The sequence below is a fragment of the Hymenobacter taeanensis genome (assembly GCF_013137895.1).
GTDB classification, from domain to species: domain Bacteria; phylum Bacteroidota; class Bacteroidia; order Cytophagales; family Hymenobacteraceae; genus Hymenobacter; species Hymenobacter taeanensis.
Window position 1 is genome coordinate 1,894,239 of sequence record NZ_CP053538.1, and the last position, 20,878, is coordinate 1,915,116.

General features: G+C 55.4%; 20 protein-coding genes. 13 read left to right on the forward strand and 7 right to left on the reverse strand.

Features of this window, described 5'->3' with window-relative positions; translation table 11 throughout:
* The first annotated feature begins 4 nt into the window (after positions 1-4).
* Complete coding sequence (locus tag HMJ29_RS08105) at positions 5-589, forward strand: transposase (protein WP_171590998.1); 585 nt, start codon at positions 5-7, stop codon at positions 587-589.
* Positions 590-685: 96 nt separating this feature from the next.
* Here the strand turns inward: HMJ29_RS08105 and HMJ29_RS08110 are convergent, their stop codons facing one another.
* Both HMJ29_RS08110 and dusB read right to left on the reverse strand, forming a co-directional pair.
* On the reverse strand, positions 686-1,645 hold the full coding sequence (locus HMJ29_RS08110) for a DMT family transporter (RefSeq protein WP_171590999.1): 960 nt from the start codon (positions 1,643-1,645) through the stop codon (positions 686-688).
* 142 nt (positions 1,646-1,787) lie between these two features.
* A complete protein-coding gene (dusB, locus tag HMJ29_RS08115; protein ID WP_171591000.1) occupies positions 1,788-2,777 on the reverse strand; it encodes a tRNA dihydrouridine synthase DusB in 990 nt (329 codons plus the stop codon).
* Between the two features lie 57 nt (positions 2,778-2,834).
* Here dusB and HMJ29_RS08120 point away from each other — a divergent pair, with 57 nt between their 5' ends.
* The 4 genes from HMJ29_RS08120 (at position 2,835) to HMJ29_RS08135 (ending at position 7,501) form a co-directional block, all read left to right on the forward strand.
* Positions 2,835-3,884 (forward strand): CPBP family intramembrane glutamic endopeptidase, encoded by a 1,050-nt coding sequence (locus HMJ29_RS08120; protein ID WP_171591001.1) that lies wholly within the window; start codon positions 2,835-2,837, stop codon positions 3,882-3,884.
* 85 nt (positions 3,885-3,969) lie between these two features.
* Complete coding sequence (locus tag HMJ29_RS08125) at positions 3,970-4,938, forward strand: phosphatidate cytidylyltransferase (RefSeq protein ID WP_171591002.1); 969 nt, start codon at positions 3,970-3,972, stop codon at positions 4,936-4,938.
* Between the two features lie 299 nt (positions 4,939-5,237).
* Positions 5,238-6,527: a Glu/Leu/Phe/Val family dehydrogenase gene (locus HMJ29_RS08130; RefSeq protein WP_171591003.1), complete on the forward strand. Its 1,290-nt coding sequence runs from the start codon at positions 5,238-5,240 to the stop codon at positions 6,525-6,527.
* 293 nt (positions 6,528-6,820) lie between these two features.
* On the forward strand, positions 6,821-7,501 hold the full coding sequence (locus HMJ29_RS08135) for a phosphatidylserine decarboxylase family protein (protein ID WP_171591004.1): 681 nt from the start codon (positions 6,821-6,823) through the stop codon (positions 7,499-7,501).
* A 100-nt stretch (positions 7,502-7,601) separates the two neighbouring features.
* On the opposite strand, the gene HMJ29_RS08140 is transcribed toward HMJ29_RS08135, so the two are convergent.
* From HMJ29_RS08140 to ribD, 3 genes are all read right to left on the reverse strand, one after another.
* Positions 7,602-8,168: a dihydrofolate reductase family protein gene (locus HMJ29_RS08140; protein ID WP_171591005.1), complete on the reverse strand. Its 567-nt coding sequence runs from the start codon at positions 8,166-8,168 to the stop codon at positions 7,602-7,604.
* Between the two features lie 105 nt (positions 8,169-8,273).
* Positions 8,274-8,756 (reverse strand): GAF domain-containing protein, encoded by a 483-nt coding sequence (locus tag HMJ29_RS08145; protein WP_171591006.1) that lies wholly within the window; start codon positions 8,754-8,756, stop codon positions 8,274-8,276.
* Between the two features lie 57 nt (positions 8,757-8,813).
* Positions 8,814-9,881, reverse strand: coding sequence for a bifunctional diaminohydroxyphosphoribosylaminopyrimidine deaminase/5-amino-6-(5-phosphoribosylamino)uracil reductase RibD (gene ribD, locus HMJ29_RS08150; protein ID WP_171591007.1), 1,068 nt, complete (start codon positions 9,879-9,881; stop codon positions 8,814-8,816).
* Positions 9,882-9,952: 71 nt separating this feature from the next.
* Here ribD and prmC point away from each other — a divergent pair, with 71 nt between their 5' ends.
* The 7 genes from prmC to rfbA all read left to right on the forward strand — a co-directional run bounded on the left by prmC (position 9,953) and on the right by rfbA (position 17,277).
* Positions 9,953-10,813 carry a peptide chain release factor N(5)-glutamine methyltransferase gene (gene prmC / locus HMJ29_RS08155; protein ID WP_171591008.1) on the forward strand — a complete coding sequence of 287 codons (861 nt, stop codon included), beginning with the start codon at positions 9,953-9,955 and terminating at the stop codon, positions 10,811-10,813.
* Positions 10,814-11,013: 200 nt separating this feature from the next.
* The gene (locus HMJ29_RS08160; protein ID WP_216634102.1) at positions 11,014-11,607 is read left to right on the forward strand and encodes an acyltransferase; all 594 of its coding nucleotides are present in this window, start codon (positions 11,014-11,016) and stop codon (positions 11,605-11,607) included.
* 52 nt (positions 11,608-11,659) lie between these two features.
* Positions 11,660-12,958 carry a nucleotide sugar dehydrogenase gene (locus HMJ29_RS08165; protein WP_171591009.1) on the forward strand — a complete coding sequence of 433 codons (1,299 nt, stop codon included), beginning with the start codon at positions 11,660-11,662 and terminating at the stop codon, positions 12,956-12,958.
* Between the two features lie 88 nt (positions 12,959-13,046).
* Positions 13,047-14,078, forward strand: a complete 1,032-nt coding sequence (galE, locus tag HMJ29_RS08170; protein ID WP_171591010.1) for a UDP-glucose 4-epimerase GalE — start codon at positions 13,047-13,049, stop codon at positions 14,076-14,078.
* Positions 14,079-14,197: 119 nt separating this feature from the next.
* Positions 14,198-15,253: a dTDP-glucose 4,6-dehydratase gene (rfbB, locus tag HMJ29_RS08175; RefSeq protein WP_135532410.1), complete on the forward strand. Its 1,056-nt coding sequence runs from the start codon at positions 14,198-14,200 to the stop codon at positions 15,251-15,253.
* Positions 15,254-15,339: 86 nt separating this feature from the next.
* The gene (locus HMJ29_RS08180) at positions 15,340-16,347 is read left to right on the forward strand and encodes an SDR family oxidoreductase (RefSeq protein ID WP_171591011.1); all 1,008 of its coding nucleotides are present in this window, start codon (positions 15,340-15,342) and stop codon (positions 16,345-16,347) included.
* Positions 16,348-16,404: 57 nt separating this feature from the next.
* The gene (gene rfbA, locus HMJ29_RS08185; protein ID WP_171591012.1) at positions 16,405-17,277 is read left to right on the forward strand and encodes a glucose-1-phosphate thymidylyltransferase RfbA; all 873 of its coding nucleotides are present in this window, start codon (positions 16,405-16,407) and stop codon (positions 17,275-17,277) included.
* A gap of 105 nt (positions 17,278-17,382) precedes the next feature.
* Here rfbA and chrA read toward each other — a convergent pair whose 3' ends face one another.
* Both chrA and HMJ29_RS08195 read right to left on the reverse strand, forming a co-directional pair.
* Entirely contained in the window at positions 17,383-18,618 is a 1,236-nt protein-coding gene (chrA, locus tag HMJ29_RS08190) for a chromate efflux transporter (protein WP_171591013.1), read from the reverse strand.
* A 172-nt stretch (positions 18,619-18,790) separates the two neighbouring features.
* The gene (locus HMJ29_RS08195) at positions 18,791-19,768 is read right to left on the reverse strand and encodes an isopenicillin N synthase family dioxygenase (RefSeq protein WP_171591014.1); all 978 of its coding nucleotides are present in this window, start codon (positions 19,766-19,768) and stop codon (positions 18,791-18,793) included.
* Between the two features lie 129 nt (positions 19,769-19,897).
* Here HMJ29_RS08195 and HMJ29_RS08200 point away from each other — a divergent pair, with 129 nt between their 5' ends.
* Positions 19,898-20,728, forward strand: coding sequence for a hypothetical protein (locus tag HMJ29_RS08200; protein WP_171591015.1), 831 nt, complete (start codon positions 19,898-19,900; stop codon positions 20,726-20,728).
* The last annotated feature ends 150 nt before the right edge of the window (positions 20,729-20,878 follow it).

Consider the following 20,878-nt stretch of genomic DNA (forward strand, 5'->3'; position numbering starts at 1 on the left):
AACCGTGCTTCCTCCCGGCGAAACCATGCTACTCACGCTCCGCCTGGCCGGCTCCGTGCCGCAAAAAGCCGCTCGCGAACTGCACGCCCAGCACATAGCTGCCAAACAAGCCGCTGCTTCTGCGGAAGCGCACCGCCGTGCCGAGAAGCAGTTCTTCGCCGGGTTCGATGCTCTGCTAGACGCCCGCACCGTAGGACCAGACTATCTAACAAAGGAAAAGTTGGCCGAAATGGTAGCCGGGGAATTGCTGATGCTGGAGGAGCAGGGGCTGCGGGTGCCATGCTTCGTGGTGCTTCCTAATCACTTGCACGCGGTGCTACACCTGCCGCTAGGCCAGTCGGTGTCATTGTACAAAACGGTAGAGCTGCTCCACCAGCGCACTGCTGCCCAGGCCCGGCGCCTGTTACGCGGCCAGCTCCCACCCGAAGCTGATTTCTGGCAAACCGGCTTCCATGAGCTACCCGTGCTGGATGCCGTCGAACTTGACCGCATCCGGCAGTATCTACTAGGCCACCCCCAGCGCCTAGCTCTACCCGAGCGGTTTCACGACTGGCCGTATGTATTTATTGGTGACGAGGTACAGGAGTGATGAGGTGAAAAAAGAAGCACGTTATCCTGCACTACACTCCGCACAACGTTCTATTTCATGCCTGTTACAGTTCACCTCTTCACTTCATAACCTAACTTACTTCGCCCGGTGGATGATGGCTACGCTGACCAGGATAATGAGCATACCCAGCAGGTGCCAGAGGTTGAACTGCTCGCCATCAAGCAAACCCCATCCGAGGGCCATAATGGGCACTAAATAGGTATTGGAAGCTGCAAATAGCGCCGTGGAGCTTTGGATGAGCTTGTTGAACAGCACCATGGCTACGGCCGTGCTCATGGTAGCTAGCAGCGCGATATAGCCGAAGGCCGTCCAGGCGCCGGGCACGGTAGCCAGCTTATGCAGGAACTGGGTGCCCAGCAGCAGGTATGCCAAGGCCGGCCCGCCAATGAACAGCAGCAAGAGCCCGGTAATTGCTACCGAAGGAATACCATTGAAGTGGTGCTTGATAATGTTGACGCTGAAGCCGTAGCCCAACGTGGCCAGTACAATGTATAGTCCATACCAAGCATTACTTTCGCCACTTGGCGTAGCATCCCCGCCGCTGCCACCCAGCAGCATGAGCACTACGGTACCGGCCAGGCCTAGGCCTATGCCAAACACTCGTAGGCCAGTCAGCTTCTGCCCAAAGAAGGCCGCGCCTACCACCAGGGTAAAAACTGCCGTAAGCGCATTTAGTACTCCCGCTAGGCCAGAAGCCATTCGGGTTTCCGCGTAAGCAAACAGGAAGGCCGGAATGAGCGTGCCCACCACGCCGCTCAGCACCAGCCACTTAAACCGGCTGCGCTCTACTTTGCCAATATGCTTTAGGGCAAATGGCAGCAGCAGTAGTGCCGCTACGCTCACCCGCGTGGCCCCTAGCTCCAGGGCTGAAAAGACTACCAACCCCTTCTTCATCAAAATAAACGAAGTGCCCCAAATAGTAGCCAAAACAATCAGCAGCACCCAGGCTGAGGCCGGCGTGCGGTGGGGCGGCGGTGGGGCCACGGTCGGGGAGCCAGGAGCGGACGTTACGGCCGGGGCCGGGGCGGTAGGCATGCGGGGGAGGAATGTAGAAGTAGAAGGGTGTAGAGCAGCAAAAAGAACGTCATGCTGAGCTTGCCGAAGCATCTCTCCTAGCTAACTTCTCTTGATTAACCAGCGGGACAGATGCTTCGGCAAGCTCAGCATGACGTACGGGTTACCCCACCAGCACCGGCTCGGCGGCAATAATTTCGTCCATGATGGCGTGGATTTCCGCGGGGTCGTTGGTGTCAACGAGGCGGGTGCGCCACTGGCGGGCTCCTTCCAGGCCCCGGAAGTACTGGGCGTAGTGGCGGCGCATCTCAAACACGCCGGCCCGCGGGCCCTTCCACTCCAGGCTCTTCTCAAAGTGCATGCGGCAAGCCTGTACGCGCTCTTCCACGGTGGGCGGCGCGAGCAGCTCGCCAGTGGCGTTGAAGTGCTTCACCTCCCGGAAAATCCAGGGGTAGCCAATGGCCGCGCGGCCAATCATCACGCCATCAACGCCGTAGCGGTTTTTATACTCCACCGCTTTCTGGGGTGAGTCAATGTCGCCGTTGCCGAAGATGGGGATTTTGATGCGCGGGTTGTTCTTGATGCGACCAATCAGGTCCCAGTCGGCTTCGCCTTTGTACATCTGTACGCGGGTGCGGCCGTGCACCGTCAGGGCCTCAATACCAACATCCTGCAGGCGCTCCGCTACGTCCTCCACGTTTTTAGTGGAGTCGTCCCAGCCCAGGCGGGTTTTTACCGTCACGGGTAGGTGGGTGGCCTTCACTACCGCCGAGGTCATCTCCACCATCTTGGGGATGTCGCGGAGCAGCGCAGCGCCGGCGCCGCGGCAGGCCACCTGCTTCACGGGGCAGCCGTAGTTGATGTCGATAAGGTCGGGGCCGGCTTCGGTGCTGATGCGGGCACACTCGCCCATCGTCTCTACATCGGAGCCAAACAGCTGAATCCCGATGGGACGCTCGTAGTCGAACACATCCAGTTTCTGCCGGCTTTTAGCGGCCGCCCGAATCAGGCCTTCCGAAGAAATAAACTCGGTGTACATCAAATCAGCACCCCCTTCCTTGCACACGGCCCGGAATGGCGGGTCCGAAACGTCCTCCATGGGCGCTAGTAGCAAAGGGAAATCGGGCAAGGCAATGTTGCGGATGTGTACCACGGCAGTCTATTCTAGTATTTTGCGCAAATTTACGACTCTTCCAACTCTTACCACCCCATGAAAGGTTTCGTTTCCAGCCGGTTGCACCCCGCCGTTAACCTTGTGTTGCTGGTAGTGGTAGCGTTTGTGATGTTTTGCCTCTCTAGTTTGCTGATTGCGATATGCAGCAATTTGTTCTTTCACGTGGGGTTGCAGGAGATGGGCAACGTGCAGCAGGCTCCGCAGTCATACCCCAATGGGTGGGGCATCATGATGCTCAGCCAAGGGCTGCTGTTGCTGGGTGGGGTAGGAGGAGCCGCCGCCGTACTGGCCGCCCTAACTGGGCACAAGCTCGCCGACTATTTTGCTCCTCGTAGGCCAGTTCCCGTGTGGTGGGCGCTGGTGGCCATGGCGCTTATTATCATTAGCCTGCCATTTATGTCGGGGCTGATAGACTGGAATACGCACGCTCACTTCCCCGCCTTCCTGCACGACTGGGAAGTGAAGGCCAAAGCCATGGAGGACAAAGCGCAGGTTATCACACGCTTTCTTACTCGGTTCACCTCGCTTACCCGCTTTCTGGTGGCAGTGCTGGTAGTAGCGGTAGTACCGGCGGTTAGTGAGGAGTTGTTTTTTCGCGGCGTTGTGCAGCGTAACCTGGTGCAGTGGTTCAACTCGCGTCACGTGGGTATCTGGCTGGCCGCCGCTATTTTTAGCGCCATTCACTTTCAGTTCTTTGGGTTTGTGCCCCGGTTTGTGCTGGGTCTGGTGCTGGGCTATTTATACGAGTGGAGCGGCAACATTCTGGTGCCCATGGCGGCGCACTTCACCCAAAATGCCTTTCAACTGGTGCTGCTGTATGTGCAACAGCGCCAATGGTCAGCCACCGCCTTCGACCCCGACTCAACTGATGCGCTGCCCTGGCCCTGGATGCTGCTTTCGTTGATAGTGTGCGTAGGCCTGTTGTGGCTGCTACGCCACAACATGCAGGCCCCGCGGGCCGATGGGTTACCCTCCCATATGCACACGCTCAGCAGTGGTGGCGTGGCCGTAGCCACTCCCGAGGCTCCCGCCAAGGCGCGCACTCTCAGCCACGATGGCATAGATATCACCCGAGAAAATAACTAACTAAACACAAGAAACAGGCTTAGAACTTGCTGCTAGGCCACCTCTGGCTCTCATTTGCCTGTACCACTCTCCAATTTCACAGTCCTTGCCCACCTCTCCCGCACCCACCCCGCCGCCGGCCGCTGAGCCCACTACCGGCAAGCCGCCCATGTCTAACCTGGCGCAGCGGATACTCTTTGGGGCCATTGGGGCCGTACTGCTGCTGGGCAGCGTGTGGTACAGTGCCTGGACGTTTGCTCTGTTCTTCGGGCTGGTGCAGATGCGGATGCTGTGGGAGTTCTACCGCATGATGCGCCACGCCGGGTACAAGCCCGCGGCGTTGCTGGGAGGCGCATTGAGTCTGATATTATTTACGGCCATATACTTTTTGCAAAGTGTTGGCTACCATGCCGGAGTAGCAGGCAGTATGAGCGTGCTTGAGACAAGTGATGCTCTTACCTGGCTTAACACAGTGGAGCCAGCTAAAGACTGCTTGTACACAGTGGCTTTCTTGCTGCCTACTATTTTGATCCTGAGAGAAATGTATTCTTGGCCTCGGGAAAACCACAGCATACCTCCGTTTGCAAATGTAGGCGTTGCCTTGCTGGGCATCCTGTACGTGAGTCTGCCGATGAGCTTATTGAGCGTAGTAGCGTTTAGCAACCGGGAAAGCTACGACTACCGCCGCATCTTCGCGCTGCTACTGCTGGTGTGGTCCTCTGATATTGGCGCCTACGCAGCGGGCAAGACGATGGGCAAGCATAAGCTGGCCCCGAAAATCTCGCCCGGAAAAACCTGGGAAGGTGCCGTGGGCGGCTTTCTGCTCACGCTGGTTATGGGCTGGGCGCTGGGCTACTTGCTGCCCGAACTCTCCCTGACCTACCGCCTCGTGGTGGCGGGTGTGGTAGCAGTATTCGGTCCGCTCGGTGACCTGGCCGAGTCAATGCTGAAGCGGAGCGTAGACGTGAAAGACTCCGGCCGAATCATGCCCGGCCACGGTGGCCTGCTCGACCGGTTCGATGCTTTCTTGTTTATTCTGCCGGTGCTGGCGCTCCTGCAGTTAGTGTTCAGCTAGGCCAGTAACCAGAATTGACAAAGATTTTAAAAGCCCACGGAGGTATTTCCGCGGGCTTTTTTTGTGTCTTATTGGGTAACCAGTCAGATAGTTGAAAGACTAACAGTTGTTTGGTGCTGTTTTTGCGCCTACAGTGGCTTAAAAGCAAGGTTATGGTAAAATGTACCCCGCCCGACGCGCGTTGCGTATGGCATATTCCTACTACCTTTGGCCACCTAATTTCTGCGCGCGACTAGTGGCTCCCACCGCCCTTGGTCGCCCTTTTTCATTTCCTCACCCACCCCAACCCCCAACCCCGTATGGCTGCCACCACGGTGTACAAAGAACCGGCTCCTCGCGTAGATGCCGAAAACCCCCTCGAGTCCATGATGTCGCGTTTCAACGTGGCCACCGAAATTCTCGGCCTCGATGACGAAACCTACGACGTACTTAAAGCTCCCGATAAGCAGGTTATCGTGCACATTCCCGTTACCATGGATAATGGTAAGGTGCGTGTGTTTGAAGGCTACCGCGTGGTGCACAACACCATTCTGGGCCCTTCGAAAGGCGGCATCCGCTACGATAAGAACGTGCACCTGGATGAGGTGAAGGCCCTGGCTGCCTGGATGACGTGGAAGTGCGCCGTGGTTGACCTGCCTTACGGCGGCGCCAAAGGGGGTATCATCTGCGACCCTACTACCATGAGCGCCGGCGAGATTGAGCGCCTCACACGTGGCTACACCATGGCCATGAAGGACGTATTTGGCCCCGACCGCGACATTCCGGCTCCCGACATGGGCACCGGTCCGCGCGAAATGGCGTGGCTAATGGACGAGTTCTCCAAAACGGTAGGCGCCACCTCGCCGGCCGTAGTAACGGGCAAGCCGCTGGTAATGGGTGGCTCACTGGGCCGCACCGAGGCTACCGGCCGCGGGGTAATGGTATCGGCGCTGGCCGCCATGAAGAAGCTGGGCATGGACCCGCAGCAGGCTTCAGCCGCTGTGCAGGGCTTCGGCAACGTAGGCTCCTGGGCTGCCAAGCTGCTGAGCGAGCAAGGCGTAAAAATCAAGTGCATCTCCGACGTAAGTGGCGCTTACTGGAACGAGAACGGCATCAACATCGATGAGGCAGTGGCCTACAAGAACGTGCACAAGGGCCGCCTCGACGGTTTCACGGGTGCCACGCTCATGGACGACGCCAACGACCTGCTGACCTCTGACGTAGATGTGCTGGTGCCCGCTGCCGTGGAAGATGTTATTACGGAGCACAATGCCCACGACATCAAAGCCAAGCTGATTGTGGAGGGTGCTAACGGCCCTACTTCAGCTTCCGCTGACCCCATCATCAATGAGAAAGGCATCATGGTGGTGCCTGATATCTTGGCTAACTCCGGTGGGGTAACCGTTTCCTACTTTGAGTGGGTGCAAAACCGCCAGGGCTTCAAATGGACCGAAGAAATGGTGACTGAGCGCGCCGACCGGATCATGAACGACGCTTTTGAGAAGGTGTACGCCACCAGCCAGAAGTACAACGTCCCGATGCGTATTGCGGCCTACGTAGTGGCTATTGATAAAGTAGCCCAGACCTACCGGTTCCGCGGCGGCTTCTAGTGGAGAGTTAGTGAATACGTGAGGCAATGAGGGGGCTGGCTGCACAGCTTGCCCAAGTGGCGCCGTTTAGGCCTGTCTGCTGATGTCAGACTCGCTATGGTACTCACTCACTATTTCACCACCTCACCACCTATATTTGTTTCCGGATAGCCCGGGCCGGTGGCTCGGGCTATCTTTGTGCAGGTCGGCAGGGTGTTCCCTTTTGTCAGGGAATCATCTGCTTGCCGAGCTCTGTTTCTGGAAAAAGCGTCTGAATCATCGTAATTCACGTACTCAGCGCAAATCAGTGATTTATGAAGATTCACAAAGAAGGACGACGAATTTTATTCTTTACGTTGCTGGCCCTGGTGGCCATCAACCTACTGCTGTTCCGCTATAATGCCCGCTACGATGATTTTAACAAGATTTTCGCGGTCATTTCGGTAATCGTCTTTCTGGCGCTGCTTCAGTTTTTCCGGAGCCCGGCCCGGCGCCTCTTCACCCACGAAGACTTGGTTATTGCCCCTGCCGATGGCAAGGTGGTTGTAATTGAGGATGTGCACGAGCCAGAATATTTTGATGATGTGCGCAAGCAAATCAGCATATTCATGTCGCCCATTAACGTGCACATTACCCGTAACCCTATCTCGGGTATTGTGCGCTACTTTAAATACCACCCCGGTAATTACTTGGTGGCCTGGCACCCCAAGAGCAGTACCAAGAATGAGCGCACCACGGTAGTGGTTGAGTCAGAGGCTGGCCCGTTTGTGCTGTTCCGGCAAATTGCCGGCGCCATGGCCCGCCGCATTGTGTGGTATGTAAACGAGGGCGACGAAGTAAGTCAGGGTGAGGAGTTTGGCTTCATCAAGTTCGGCTCTCGCGTAGATATTTTCGTGCCGGTTGATACAGAAGTAAAAGTACAGATGGGTGAGAAAGTGAAAGGTGGCCAAACCATCATCGCTCAACTAAAAACCGAAACCACCAGCCTGTTTTAAAGGCGCATACGCGCCGGACATTTTCCCATACAGCGCAAAAAGCAGCGGCCTCCCATGTTTGGGAGGCCGCTGCTTTTTGCGCTGTATAAGTGGCCTATGCCTACTGCTGAGCCGAGCGGCCGACAGCCTGTTGGCTTTCCTGCGCGGGCAGTTGGTAATGCAGAAGTGCCATGCCATCGGGCCAGGCCTGCTGATTCAGCAGCACCAGGGGCCGTGGCTGTGGCTGGGCCCGCCACAACGGAATGCCTGCGCCCAGCAACTGCGGCACAATGAACAGCATGAGCTCATCTACCACGCCAGCCGCCAGCAGCGGTGCCGCCAGCATACTGCCCCCAATCAGCCAGATAGTATTGCCTTCCTGCTGCTTGAGCTGGCTCACGAAACTAACCGGGTCTTCGGTCACGAAGTGTACGGACGGGTGCGCGGGCTCCGTAGGCGGGCGGCGGGTAAATACGTAGTTGGTTAGGGTTGGGTAGGGCCAGTCGCCGAGGGTGAGTACCTGCTCATAGGTGGCGCGGCCTTGTAGCGTAGCATCGGCGGTGGCCAGGAAGTTGCCGTACCCATAGTCTTCGTTGGGCGGCGGGGTGGGTAGCCATTCCACGGAGCCATCCGGGGAGGCAATGTAGCCATCCAGACTGGTGGCTATGTACAGGACAACTTTACGCATGGGTGGGGTAGGATGGGGGTAGGACTTATCCGGGTAAGTTACGCGGTTAACAGCTGAGAAACACCTCCAGTAGGTGCCTTTCTGCTTTCCGGGTCCCTGGGTTCCCTAAAACCACCGCGCGGCGGCGGCCATCAGTTGCTCCAGCGCCTCCTGGTCGGCTTGGTCAAAGTCGTTGAGCTGGTCGCTGTCCACGTCCAGCACGGCTACTACCTGCCCAGCCTTCAGCACGGGCACCACAATCTCCGACTTCGAGTCGGAACTGCAGGCAATGTGGCCGGGGAACTGCTCTACATCGGGAACCAACACTGTTTCGGCGCGGTCCCAGCTGGTACCGCACACGCCCTTGCCCCGCCGGATACGAGTGCACGCAATAGGGCCTTGGAAGGGTCCCAGCACCAGTTCGTTGTCTTTTACCAGGTAAAAGCCCACCCAGAAAAACCCAAAGGCCTGGCGCAGTGCCGCCGCGGTATTAGCGAGGTTGGCTATCAAGTCAGGCTCGCCAGTGGTCAGGGCTTCAATTTGAGGAAGAAGTTGGCGGTATTGCTCCGCTTTGGTTAGTGTAGTATCGAGGTGCAGTTCTTCGGCCATGGGTCAGTGCAGATAAAGGGGGAGGTGCTAGCAAACCACGCCAGCGCCGCAAAGTTATTACCGCGTCGGCACTACCTGGCCTAGCGCCTGCCGCTGGTACACAAATACCTCATCCTCTCCCAGTGCAAATTGTTCGCGTAGGCCAGTCAGGCCCATCTGCGGGGCTGCTACTCCTCCCCCCAGCACCTTAGGGCTCCGAATAACCCGCGCTTCATCCCAGAGTCCATCCTTGAGCAGGGAGTTGAGCACGGTGGGCCCACCTTCTACCAGCACCGACTGCACGTTACGCTCATAGAGGTTATGCAGAATCTGGGGAAACAAGTCGTTGGCTGCCGACAGTGGCTCGTAGGCCAGGTTGTTGGTAGCATCCCGCTCCCGATATGTGTAGACGATAGTGGGCTGGCTGCCGTCAAGCAGCTGATGAGTAGGCGGCAGGCACAGGTTTTTATCAATGACTAACCGGATGGGGTTTTGGCCGGGCCACTCCCGCACGTTCAGGCGCGGGTTGTCGTGCAAGGCGGTACGGGTACCTACTAAAATGGCTTGTTCTTCAGTGCGCCACTGGTGCACTACTACCTGCGCCAGCCTGCCACTAATAGCCACGGGTTGAAAGTAGGGACCAGCCAAATAGCCATCGGCCGTTTCGGCCCATTTAAGTACTACATAAGGCCGTTGCTTTTCTTGAAAGGTGAAGAACCGGCGGTTGAGCCAGCGTCCTTCTTCCTCCAACAGTCCGGTTTCTACTGCAATACCTGCTTCGCGGAGCTTGGTAATGCCACGGCCAGCTACCAGCGGGTTAGGGTCGAGGTTACACACTACTACTTCCGCCACGCCTTTCGCAATCAGTAAATCGGCGCAGGGTGGGGTTTTACCGTAGTGGGAGCAGGGCTCCAGCGTAACATACACCCGGCTTTGCGGTAGCAGATCCTGCTCAGTAACGGACGCTACGGCATTCACCTCCGCGTGCGGACCGCCATACTGCTGGTGCCAGCCTTCCCCAATTATTCGGCCTTTATGGGTGATTACACAACCAACAATAGGGTTTGGACGCGCGTAGCCCGTGCCCAAGCGGGCAAGATCGAGGGCCCGGCGCATCATGAGGTGGTCGAAGTCGGTGGCAGACATGGCGGCAGATTGGGTGGGAGGGTGAAGGTACAAAACTAGCCGAGCCAGAAGCCGAGTACTACCTTTGCGGTATGCCAACGGTTCGCCAGCTTACTACTGCTTTATCAGAAGCCCTACAAACCATTTACTCCCTCTCCGAAGCTGATTCGGTAGCTGGACTGGTGCTAGAGCATTTGCTAGGCCTCTCGCCGCTGCAGCGCCGCATGCAAGCCCAGGAGCCCGTAGCAGAGCCGGTAGCCCAGAAGCTAGCCGCCATTCAGGCCCGGCTGCTAACGCATGAGCCTTTACAGTACGTGCTGGGTACAGCGCACTTCGCCGGCTTAGAGCTGGAAGTATCTCCGGCCACGCTTATTCCGCGCCCCGAAACGGAGGAACTGGTAGCACTGATAACCCGGGAGCAGCAAGGCCGCCGCAGTTTGCATATTCTGGATGTTGGCACGGGCTCAGGGTGCATTCCGGTAGCGCTAGGCCTGTCACTGCCTGGTTGCACCCTCACGGCCGTAGATATTTCTTCCCAGGCCTTAGCCGTGGCGCAGCGCAACGCTGCCCGGTACGCCGTCTCTGTCGATTTTCAGGAAGTTGATATTCTGACCGCTGAGCCCCAACTCCTGGGGCAGTTAGACGTGATAGTGAGCAACCCGCCTTATGTACTGGAAGAAGAGCGCGACCTTATGCGCCCTAACGTACTGGCCTACGAGCCCACCACGGCCCTGTTCGTGCCCAACCACGACCCCCTGCTGTTTTATCGCCGAATTGCGGAGCTCGGGCAGCAGTTTCTGCGCTCGGGCGGTTGCTTGTATTTCGAGATAAATGAGCGGTACGCCCATGCTACCAGTTCTATGCTTCAGGAGCTAGGGTATCAGCAGTGTGAAGTGCAGACTGATATTTTTGACAAGGATCGAATGGCCCGTGCGACCTGGTTAGGGACTTGAACAGAAATAAGTTGCCCTACCACGGCAAGCCTAAGCAGGCTGTTTTGAGGCTGGGTTCGGCTATCTACCCCTAGGGTGAGATACCTATGCATCGTGTTGTAGCAGAACCTTAACTCGCATCCGTTCAAACTTCTACCCTATTGAACTGACAAAACCCTTACCTTTGCCGGCTGAATTCTATTCTCCAATCACCCCTCGGTATGGCGGAGCCCTTGGCTTACTATGCGCACTCAACTGCCATCCTGGATGAGGGATGCCGCATTGGTGATGGCTGCCGTATCTGGCACTTCTCGCACGTGAGTGCAGGGGCCGAACTCGGTCCTGATTGTTCCCTGGGTCAGAACGTATTCGTAGCCGATGGCGTACGGTTGGGCCGAAATGTGAAGGTACAGAACAACGTTAGCCTCTATACTGGCGTAGAGTGCGCCGATGATGTCTTTATCGGTCCTTCTGTGGTCTTCACTAATGTGCTAAATCCGCGCTCCGCCGTGCCCCGCCGCCATGAGTATCGTCCAACGTTGGTAGAACGTGGCACAAGTATTGGGGCTAACAGTACTATCGTGTGTGGCGTCCGTCTCGGCGAGTATGCTTTCGTGGGTGCAGGGTCGGTAGTTACTACTGATGTAGCTTCTTATTCCCTAGTGTATGGCAATCCCGCCCGTCCTCATGGCTGGATGAGTACGCACGGCCACCGGCTGGATTTTAATAGCACTGGCTTGGCTACTTGTCCTGAAAGTGGCCAAAAATATCGCCTGTCTAAAAACCAGGTTTTTCCTATCAACTCTGAAGTATAAGCTGTCAGCTTTTCTCCGTCTTTAACTAACTCAAGTTTCTAAGTCCCTACCCGTGTACGAGCAACTCCTCCAGAAACAAACCAACCTGGCCGTTATTGGCCTCGGCTACGTAGGCCTACCCATCGCCCTCGAATTTGCCCGTAAGATTAAAGTGATTGGCTTTGATATCAATGCGAAACGGGTGGAGATGATGCGTAACAACATCGACCCTAGCGGCGAACTGGATGCCAAGGATTTTGAGGGCTGTGACATTGAGTTTACCGATTCCCTGGACGTACTGCGCGAAGCTACTTTCTACGTGGTAGCAGTGCCTACACCCATCGATGAACATGCTATGCCCGACCTGAAGCCCTTACTAGGCGCTTCCTCTTCGGTAGGCAAAGTTTTGAAAAAGGGTGACTATGTGGTGTTTGAAAGCACCGTCTACCCCGGCTGCACCGAGGAAGACTGCATTCCGGTGATGGAAAAACATTCAGGCTTAAGCTTCGCCAACGGCGACTTCAAAGTAGGCTATTCTCCTGAACGAATTAATCCTGGCGACAAAGAGCACACGCTTTCCAGCATTGTGAAGGTAGTAGCGGGCTGCGATGCTGAGTCACTGGAAGAAATTGCTAAAACCTACGAGCTGGTAGTGAAAGCGGGTGTACACCGCGCCAGTAGCATTAAGGTGGCTGAGGCAGCTAAGATCATTGAGAACACCCAGCGCGATGTAAATATTGCCCTGATGAACGAGCTCTCTATGATCTTCGACCGCATGAGCATTAATACCTATGAAGTGCTGGAAGCCGCCGGAACGAAGTGGAATTTCCTGAAGTTCTCGCCCGGTCTGGTAGGCGGCCACTGCATTGGCGTTGATCCTTACTACCTCACCTACAAGGCTAAAGAGCTGGGCTACGATGCTAAAGTGATTCTCTCTGGCCGCACCACCAACGATAACATGGGGGCCTACATTGCCCGCAAAACGGTGCAGACCATGATCAAGCAAGGCAAGGACGTAGCCAAAGGCCGCGTGTTGGTAATGGGTGCCACCTTCAAAGAAAACGTAGAAGACATCCGTAACTCCAAGGTGGCTGATGTTATCCAAGAGCTGAAGAACTTTTCCGTAAACGTAGATATCATCGACCCCCACGCCGACTCTGATGAACTGAACCATGAGTACGGCTTCCGTCTGACTCCACAGGATCAGATTCGCAATGATTACGACGCGGTAATCGTAGCTGTGAGTCATCAGCCATACATGAAGTTGGATGAAGCTTACTTTAAGTCTATTACCAACCAGCCAGCTGTAGTAGTGGACATAAAAGGCCTCTTCCGCAATAAGATTCAAGAATTGGCTTACTGGAGCCTGTAAAAGTGAGCACTGAGCTGCAGAGAGGAGATACTGCTGCTATACTTTATAAGCTCATTAAATTAATTCTTGGCTGTTTCACCGACTGAAAATGGAGCGCACCAAAATATTAGTAACAGGAGGCGCGGGCTATATTGGCTCGCACGCAGTAGTAGAGCTCTATAATGCTGGTTTTCTGCCGGTTATTGTAGATAACTTCAGCAACTCGCGCGAGCAGGTACTAGATGGCCTAGAGCATATTCTGGGTGTGCGCGTGCCGGTGCACAACGTTGACTGCAATGATGAAGAAGCTCTGCGTGCTGTATTTGCCGAGGAAGGCAACCTGCGCGGAGTAATTCATTTCGCTGCTTATAAGGCGGTAGGAGAGTCGGTGGCGAAACCCCTGGAGTACTACCGCAACAACGTAGGCTCACTGCTGGCTCTGCTTTCGGTAATGCGGGAGTTTGGCGTGAATGCGCTGGTATTTTCGTCTTCCTGCACGGTATATGGCATTCCAGACCAACTACCCGTAACCGAGCAGACGCCCACTAAAAAGGCCAATTCACCTTACGGCGCTACCAAGCAAATGTGTGAAGACATTCTGCGCGATATTGCCGCCGTGCCTGAGCAGCCCCTGAGAACCATTCTGCTACGTTACTTTAACCCAATTGGGGCGCACCCGTCGGCTGAAATTGGCGAGCTGCCACTAGGGGTTCCTCAAAACCTGGTGCCATTTGTAACGCAAACGGCCGCTGGCATCCGGGAGCAACTCACTATCTACGGCGATACTTACGACACCCCCGATGGTACCAATATCCGCGACTACGTGCACGTGGTGGACTTGGCCAAGGCGCACATTGTAGCCGTACAGCGCCTGCTGAACGGCCAAGGTGAAACCGTTGAAACTTTTAACGTGGGTACCGGTAACGGCAACTCAGTGCTGGAAGTAGTACAGGCGTTTGAGCGGGCTACTGGCCAGAAGCTGAACTACAAAATAGGCGCGCCTCGTCCCGGTGATGTGCCCGCCATTTACGCCGATGTAACAAAAGCTACGGCTGAGTTAGGGTTTACCACTACCTCTACTCTGGAAGAAGCACTAGCCAGTGCCTGGCATTGGCAGCAGGCTCTTGATCAAAAAAAATAATCAGATGGTATGGCTAGGCCTGACTGGAGTAGCTAGGCCTGCCTACTCAAAAACAGCGTACTTTCCCTTACGTCAGCCTACGCCTGGCACATAACGGGCCTTACGTATTCACTACATCTATGAAAATCATCATCACCGGCGGAGCCGGCTTCATTGGGTCGCACGTGGTGCGCTTGTTCGTGACGAAGTATCCAGAGTATCAGATTCTGAATCTGGATGCCCTGACGTACGCCGGCAACCTCGAAAACCTGCGCGATATTGAGTCGGCACCTAACTACCGTTTGGTGAAAGGCGACATTACGGACCAAGCCTTCGTAGATCAGCTGTTTGCAACTGAAGAGCCCGATGCGGTAATTCACCTGGCGGCTGAGTCGCACGTTGACCGTAGCATCACCGATCCGCTGGCATTTGTAAAGACCAACGTACTAGGCACGGTACACTTGCTTAACGCAGCCAAGAACCTCTGGAAGCCGCTGGGCTATGAAGGCAAAACCTTCTACCATGTAAGCACTGATGAAGTGTACGGCTCCCTGGATTTCGGTCCCGAGATGTTCACCGAAGAAACCAGTTACGACCCTCGTTCTCCTTACTCAGCTTCCAAGGCTTCTTCTGACCACTTCGTGCGGGCCTGGCACCACACTTACGGCCTACCCGTGAAGTTGAGCAACTGCTCCAATAACTACGGTCCTAACCACTTCCCCGAGAAACTGATTCCGCTGGCTATCCACCGCATTCAGCACGGGCAACCCGTACCGGTATACGGTAAGGGCGAAAATGTACGCGACTGGCTGTTCGTGAAAGACCATGCCACCGCCATCGACGCCGTGTTCCACAAGGGCAAGCTGGGCGATACGTACAACATCGGTGGCGTGAATGAGTGGGCCAACCTGGAGCTCATTCATCTGCTCTGCGATACCCTGGACGAGAAAACCGGCAAAGAAAAAGGCACTTCGCGCAAGCTCATCACCTTCGTAACCGACCGCGCTGGCCATGATTTGCGCTATGCTATTGATAGCAGCAAAATCATGAACGAGCTGGGCTGGAAACCATCCGTTACGTTTGAGCAAGGCCTATCACAAACGGTAGACTGGTACCTGGAGAACACGGAGTGGCTTGAGCACGTGACTAGTGGTGCTTATCAGCAGTACTACCAGCAGCAATACGCTACGCGCTAGTGCGCTTCAATGAGCAATGAGCAGTGGCCTACGCTGTTCGGTAGGCCACTGCTCATTGTTTATTCATCACTGTTAATCAACACAACGTGTACAATACGCCTTTTCACAACCAGCCCATTGATAATCTGGCTTTCCTGGTAACAGGTGGAGCTGGCTTCATTGGCTCTAACCTGGTTGAATACCTGCTTAAGTACGGAGCCAAAGAAGTGCGAGTGCTAGACAACTACTCAAACGGCTTCCGCAAAAACGTTGCGCTGTTTGAAGGCAACCCAGCCTTGCGAGTAATTGAGGGGGATATCCGCGACCGGCAAACCTGCATTGATGCTTGCCAGGGTATTGATGTAGTGCTGCACCAGGCGGCGCTGGGCTCCGTGCCGCGCTCCATCAACGACCCCATCACGAGCAACGACGTAAACGTGGGAGGTTTCGTGAACATGCTGGTAGGCGCTAAAGAGGCAGGCGTGAAGCGCTTTGTATATGCCGCGTCCTCCTCAACGTATGGCGACCATAAGGCCCTGCCAAAGGTTGAAGACCGTATTGGCAAGCCGCTGTCGCCTTATGCCGTGACCAAATATGCCAATGAGCTCTATGCCGACGTATTCGGTAAGACGTATGGTATGGAAATTATCGGCCTGCGCTACTTCAACATCTTTGGTCCCCGCCAAGACCCGAATGGGGCTTATGCCGCCGTTATTCCGCTCTTTATTGATGCTGTACTGGAGGGCAAGTCGCCGCGCATGAACGGTGATGGTGGCCAGACCCGGGACTTTACCTTCGTGGAAAACTGCGTGCAGGCTAACATTAAGGCGGCACTCGTGCAGAACCCAGAGGCCGTGAACCAAGTGTACAACATTGCGGTAGCCGACCGGACCTCGCTCAACGACCTGTTCAATATCCTGAAGGAAGAAGCCGGATCAGATATCAACCCTGAGTACGGCCCTGACCGCCCCGGTGATATCCGCGACTCGCTGGCTGATATCAGCAAGGCGCAAAACCTACTGGGCTACAACCCTCAGATCCGCATCCGGGAGGGCTTGCAGAAAACCCTCGCTTGGTTTAAGACGCATCAGGAGTTTATTGCCGAGCGAAATTAGTCGTAGCTGGTTTCAAGGCAGCTAGTAGTCAAGATCATACGATAGCAACACCTCAACATGAAAGGTATTATCCTCGCCGGTGGCTCTGGCACCCGTTTGCACCCGCTTACCCTGGCTGTTTCCAAGCAACTGATGCCCGTCTATGACAAGCCGATGATTTATTATCCGCTGTCGATTCTGATGATGGCAGGTATTAAGGATATCCTCATCATCACGACGCCACATGATCAGGAGCAGTTCAAGAAGCTGCTAGGCGACGGCAAGAACCTGGGGTGTAACTTCCAATACACCATTCAGGAGGTACCCAATGGCCTGGCTCAGGCCTTTGTGTTGGGCGCAGACTTCATCGGCGACGACAAGGTGGCGCTGGTGCTGGGCGACAACATCTTCCACGGCGAAGGCATGGAAGAGTTGCTTAAGTCTAATAACAACCCCGATGGCGGCGTGGTGTATGCCTACCACGTGCATGACCCTGAGCGCTACGGCGTAGTGGAATTCGATGAAAACCACAAAGCGCTCAGCATTGAGGAGAAGCCTAAGCAGCCCAAGAGCAATTACGCAGTCCCTGGCTTGTACTTCTACGACAACGTGGTAATCGAAATTGCCCGCAACCTCAAGCCCAGCCCCCGTGGCGAGTACGAGATTACAGACGTTAACCAGGAGTACCTGCGTCGGGGTAAGCTGAAAGTAGGTATTTTGGGTCGGGGCACTGCCTGGCTTGATACCGGCACCTTTGAGAGCCTGATGCAGGCCGGCGAATTTGTGCGCGTATTGGAGCAGCGCCAGGGCCTGAAGGTGGGCTCTATTGAAGAAGTGGCCTACCGCCAAGGATTCATTGATGCTGACCAGCTGCGCAAGATTGCCGAGCCTCTACGCAAGAGCGGTTACGGCGACTACCTGCTGCGCCTGCCCGAGCAACTGTTGATGTAAAGCCTGTTTCAGGCGAGCATTAACCTCCAGAAGCCGCCTTACTGGCCTAGCACAGAAATTATTTCTGTGCTAGGCCAGTAAGGCGGCTTCTGGTTGTACCCAGAGTTAAAAAATGACACCGGCCAGTAGTGCGGCACCCACAATAATGTAGGAAGGAACCCGCTCCCAAAGCAGTAGCAAGAAGGTAGCCACAATAAGGCTTAAGTTAACCGGAGTCTCGGGGAGGGGGTGGTACAGCAGAAAAGTAGCCGCACACACCAAGCCTGCTGATACGGCATTGATACCCTCTAAGGAAGCCTTAATTACCCGGTAGCGCTTCAACTGGTCCCAGAAGCGAATCAGGAAGAAGATAAGCAAGGTACCTGGCATGAAGATACCGGCTGCCCCCACCATTGCCCCCAGCAACTGCCCGCTCATACCACTCCCTGTTTGGCGCATGGCTAAAGCCCCAATGTAAGAGGCAAAGGAAAAGTTAGGCCCCGGCATGGCTTGCACTAGGCCTAGGCCAGATAGGAACTCCTTATTGGTCAAATAATGCTTGAATTCTACAAACTCAGTATAGAAGAGTGGCGCCAGTACCTGCCCACCCCCAAATACGAGGCTGCCGTTGCGGTAGAAATTCTCAAAAAGTCTGACTGGCAAAAGCTTGGTGTAGGAGCCCAGCAAAGCCGCACTGACAAACACCCCCAGCCACAGCAGGAAGTTCGACCACTCAATCTGAAGCGGAATAGTTTGCTCCCGCGGCATTTTACGGTAGCGAAAGGTGGTGAGGCTCCCGCCCGCCAGCAACAGAATAGGCATGAGCCATGGCAGCTGAAAGCGGTATACCAGCAGTGCCGATACCACCATAATGCCCACGGAGGTTTTGGTATGAATAACCTTCTCGGAGATTTTATAGGCTGAGTAGGCCACAAAGCCAATGGCCACGGGCTGCACAAACTGCACGAGCCGGGCCACCAGGTCCTTGTCAAGATAGCTGATGGTCAGGCCCGCGGCAGTCATAAAGCTCACCGCCGGAAGCATCCAGACCAGCAGCGTGAGGTAGGCCAGGTTGGGCCCGCCCAGCCGGAAACCAATGGCCGTGATGGTTTGCGTGGAAGTGGGCCCCGGCAAAATCTGACACAGAGCCGTAAGCTCCAGCAGGTCGGGGGCGGTGAGGTAACGGCGTTTATCTACCAGCAGGCGCAGCATCATGGCCATGTGGGCTTGGGGCCCACCAAAGGCAGTGAGGCCTAGCGCGGCCACATCCTTCAGAAAAATCAGGTTACGCCCGCGCTTCACCCGCTCCGGTGGATGGAGCGGGGGTGAAGCAGAGACGGGAGAAGGGGTTTGGGGTAACAAGGCAACGCAGCGTAGATGCTTGACAAAGAAGCAGAAACCAGCCAAAAAAACAACCGGCCCCGACTGCGCGGTGCAGCCGGGGCCGGCATGAAAACAAGGGAACGGGCAGGTGCGCGAGTGGGAATACGTAAGGTTCCGATGAGTTCAAGCGCGGGCACCTACGGCCAGGGGACTATTTTTTCTTTAGTCCCAGCTCTATGAGGCGCTCATTCAGGAACTCGCCGGCAGTAATATCGGCTTCCTTTTTCGGGTTTTCGGGTGTTACGCAGCTCTCCAGAGCCGCCAGGCTCATTTCAGAGCGAGGGTGCATGAAGAAAGGGATGCTGTAACGGGAAGAATTCATCTTCTCGCGGGGTGGGTTCACCACGCGGTGGATGGTGCTCTTCAGCACCCCATTAGTGAGGCGCTGCAGCATGTCGCCCACGTTTACCACAATCTGGTCGGGGAGGGCAGTAATAGGAATCCACTTGCCGTCGCGGCGCCGCACCTGCAGGCCATCGGCAGAAGCACCCATCAGCAGCGTAATCAGGTTGATGTCGCCGTGCTCGGCAGCACGCACGGCATCGGCCGGAACGCTGTCGGGGTTTTCGATAGGGTAGTAGTGGATAGGGCGCAGGATGCTGTTGCCATTGCGCACCTTGTCATCGAAGTAGCTTTCGGGCAAATTGAGGTACAGGGCAATAGCCCGTAATACATCCTTACCCGCTGCCTCGAGCGTTTTGTAGGTGGTGAGGGAGGTATCAGCAAAGCTGCTTACTTCCTTGGGCCAGATGTTTTCGGGGTATTCGGCACCGATGGGGTCATTCGGGTCGTCTACTTCCTGGCCTACGTGGTAGAATTCCTTCAGGTCGCCGGTGTTGCGGCCTTTGGCGTGCTCCTTACCTTTACTAACGTAGCCACGCTGGCCAGCTAGCTCGGGCTTTTCGTACTGCTGCTTCACGTCGTCGGGCAGCGAGAAGAACGACTGCACGTCGGAGTAAAGCTTAGTGGTCTGCTCAGCGTTCAGACCATGGTTTTTGAGTGCAATGAAGCCAATGTTCTGGTAGGCTTCACCGAGTTGTTGAACAAAGCGGGCTTTGCGTTCCGGGTCACCGGAGCGAAAATCAGCCAGATCGAGGGAGGGAATTTCCTCCAGCAGTTTTTCTTCCATGGGGGAGAAACGATATACTTTTTGGAGAACCTTACGTAAGGCGCAAGGTACTTAAAAAACGCGTCTTTGTGGTGCTACCAAGCCATCGGTATTCTGGCTGTAGGCCACTTCAGCGTCCTGAATAACTCTATGAAAACAACTACATACTTACTGAGTGCCCTATTGGTTGCAGCATTGGCTGCCTGCGACACTACCCGGCGGGTGCAGGAAACTGAAGTGGAACCAGCCAGTGAGGCTATAACAAGCCTAAGCACTGAAGGATTCATAGAGAAGAACGGCATCCGGCTGACTCCGCTCACTGACTCGCCTAAAATGGCGGAGGCGCAACTAGTGCTGAAAACGCCCCCATCTGGCTCGGCGGTACCTAGCGGCCCGGTAGCTTTCGACTACGACCTGACCAACTTTCAGCTAACCCGCATGACGGGTGGGCCTCATGCCGAGCATCTGGCCAATTCTCAGCAGGGCCAGCACATTCATAACATCGTAGATAACCAGCCCTACACGGCCCACTACACCACTGAGTTCAGCAAGCCCCTTCCCGATGGGCAGCACGTGGTGCTATCCTTTCTGTCGCGCTCTTATCATGAGAGCCTGAAGCACCGGGGGGCTTACGATTTGCGAGTACTTACCGTAGGGCCAGGAGTGTACAGCACCCAAAACTTTGATCTGCAGGCTCCTCACTTGTTCTACAGCCGCCCGAAAGACGTGTATAAGGGCAAGGATACCAAGCGGGTAATGCTAGACTTTTATCTGGTAAATACCACCCTCTCACCCAATGGCAACAAAGTACGAGCTACCATCGACGGTACGGAGTTTGTGTTAGATCAGTGGGTGCCTTATATAATGGAGGGGCTAGCTCCTGGTGAAAACACCATCAAACTAGAGCTGCTTGATGAGAAAGGCAACCAGATACCGGGGCCTTTCAACGCCGAAACCCGCACATTTACACTGCAGCCCTGAGCTAACCTGAAATTTTAGTCGTGTATATGCAAGCAAATGGCTGCCTGTGCGTTATGGAGAAAAGCGGCAGCTAGTAATGGTTTGCTCTTAGGATTAAGCATGGCCTACTTATAGCAGTAAACTGGTAGTCTAAGCTCAGTGCTAAAAATC

Bases quoted from the DNA above. Each gene is read 5' to 3' on its own strand.
- rfbA (WP_171591012.1), top strand. From the start codon at position 16,405: ATGAAAGGTATTATCCTCGCCGGTGGCTCTGGCACCCGTTTGCACCCG.
- HMJ29_RS08200 (WP_171591015.1), top strand. From the start codon at position 19,898: ATGAAAACAACTACATACTTACTGAGTGCCCTATTGGTTGCAGCATTG.
- HMJ29_RS08140 (WP_171591005.1), bottom strand. From the start codon at position 8,168: ATGCGTAAAGTTGTCCTGTACATAGCCACCAGTCTGGATGGCTACATT.
- HMJ29_RS08135 (WP_171591004.1), top strand. From the start codon at position 6,821: ATGAAGATTCACAAAGAAGGACGACGAATTTTATTCTTTACGTTGCTG.
- prmC (WP_171591008.1), top strand. From the start codon at position 9,953: ATGCCAACGGTTCGCCAGCTTACTACTGCTTTATCAGAAGCCCTACAA.
- HMJ29_RS08195 (WP_171591014.1), bottom strand. From the start codon at position 19,768: ATGGAAGAAAAACTGCTGGAGGAAATTCCCTCCCTCGATCTGGCTGAT.
- HMJ29_RS08130 (WP_171591003.1), top strand. From the start codon at position 5,238: ATGGCTGCCACCACGGTGTACAAAGAACCGGCTCCTCGCGTAGATGCC.
- HMJ29_RS08160 (WP_216634102.1), top strand. From the start codon at position 11,014: ATGGCGGAGCCCTTGGCTTACTATGCGCACTCAACTGCCATCCTGGAT.
- rfbB (WP_135532410.1), top strand. From the start codon at position 14,198: ATGAAAATCATCATCACCGGCGGAGCCGGCTTCATTGGGTCGCACGTG.
- HMJ29_RS08145 (WP_171591006.1), bottom strand. From the start codon at position 8,756: ATGGCCGAAGAACTGCACCTCGATACTACACTAACCAAAGCGGAGCAA.
- HMJ29_RS08120 (WP_171591001.1), top strand. From the start codon at position 2,835: ATGAAAGGTTTCGTTTCCAGCCGGTTGCACCCCGCCGTTAACCTTGTG.
- HMJ29_RS08110 (WP_171590999.1), bottom strand. From the start codon at position 1,645: ATGCCTACCGCCCCGGCCCCGGCCGTAACGTCCGCTCCTGGCTCCCCG.
- ribD (WP_171591007.1), bottom strand. From the start codon at position 9,881: ATGTCTGCCACCGACTTCGACCACCTCATGATGCGCCGGGCCCTCGAT.
- galE (WP_171591010.1), top strand. From the start codon at position 13,047: ATGGAGCGCACCAAAATATTAGTAACAGGAGGCGCGGGCTATATTGGC.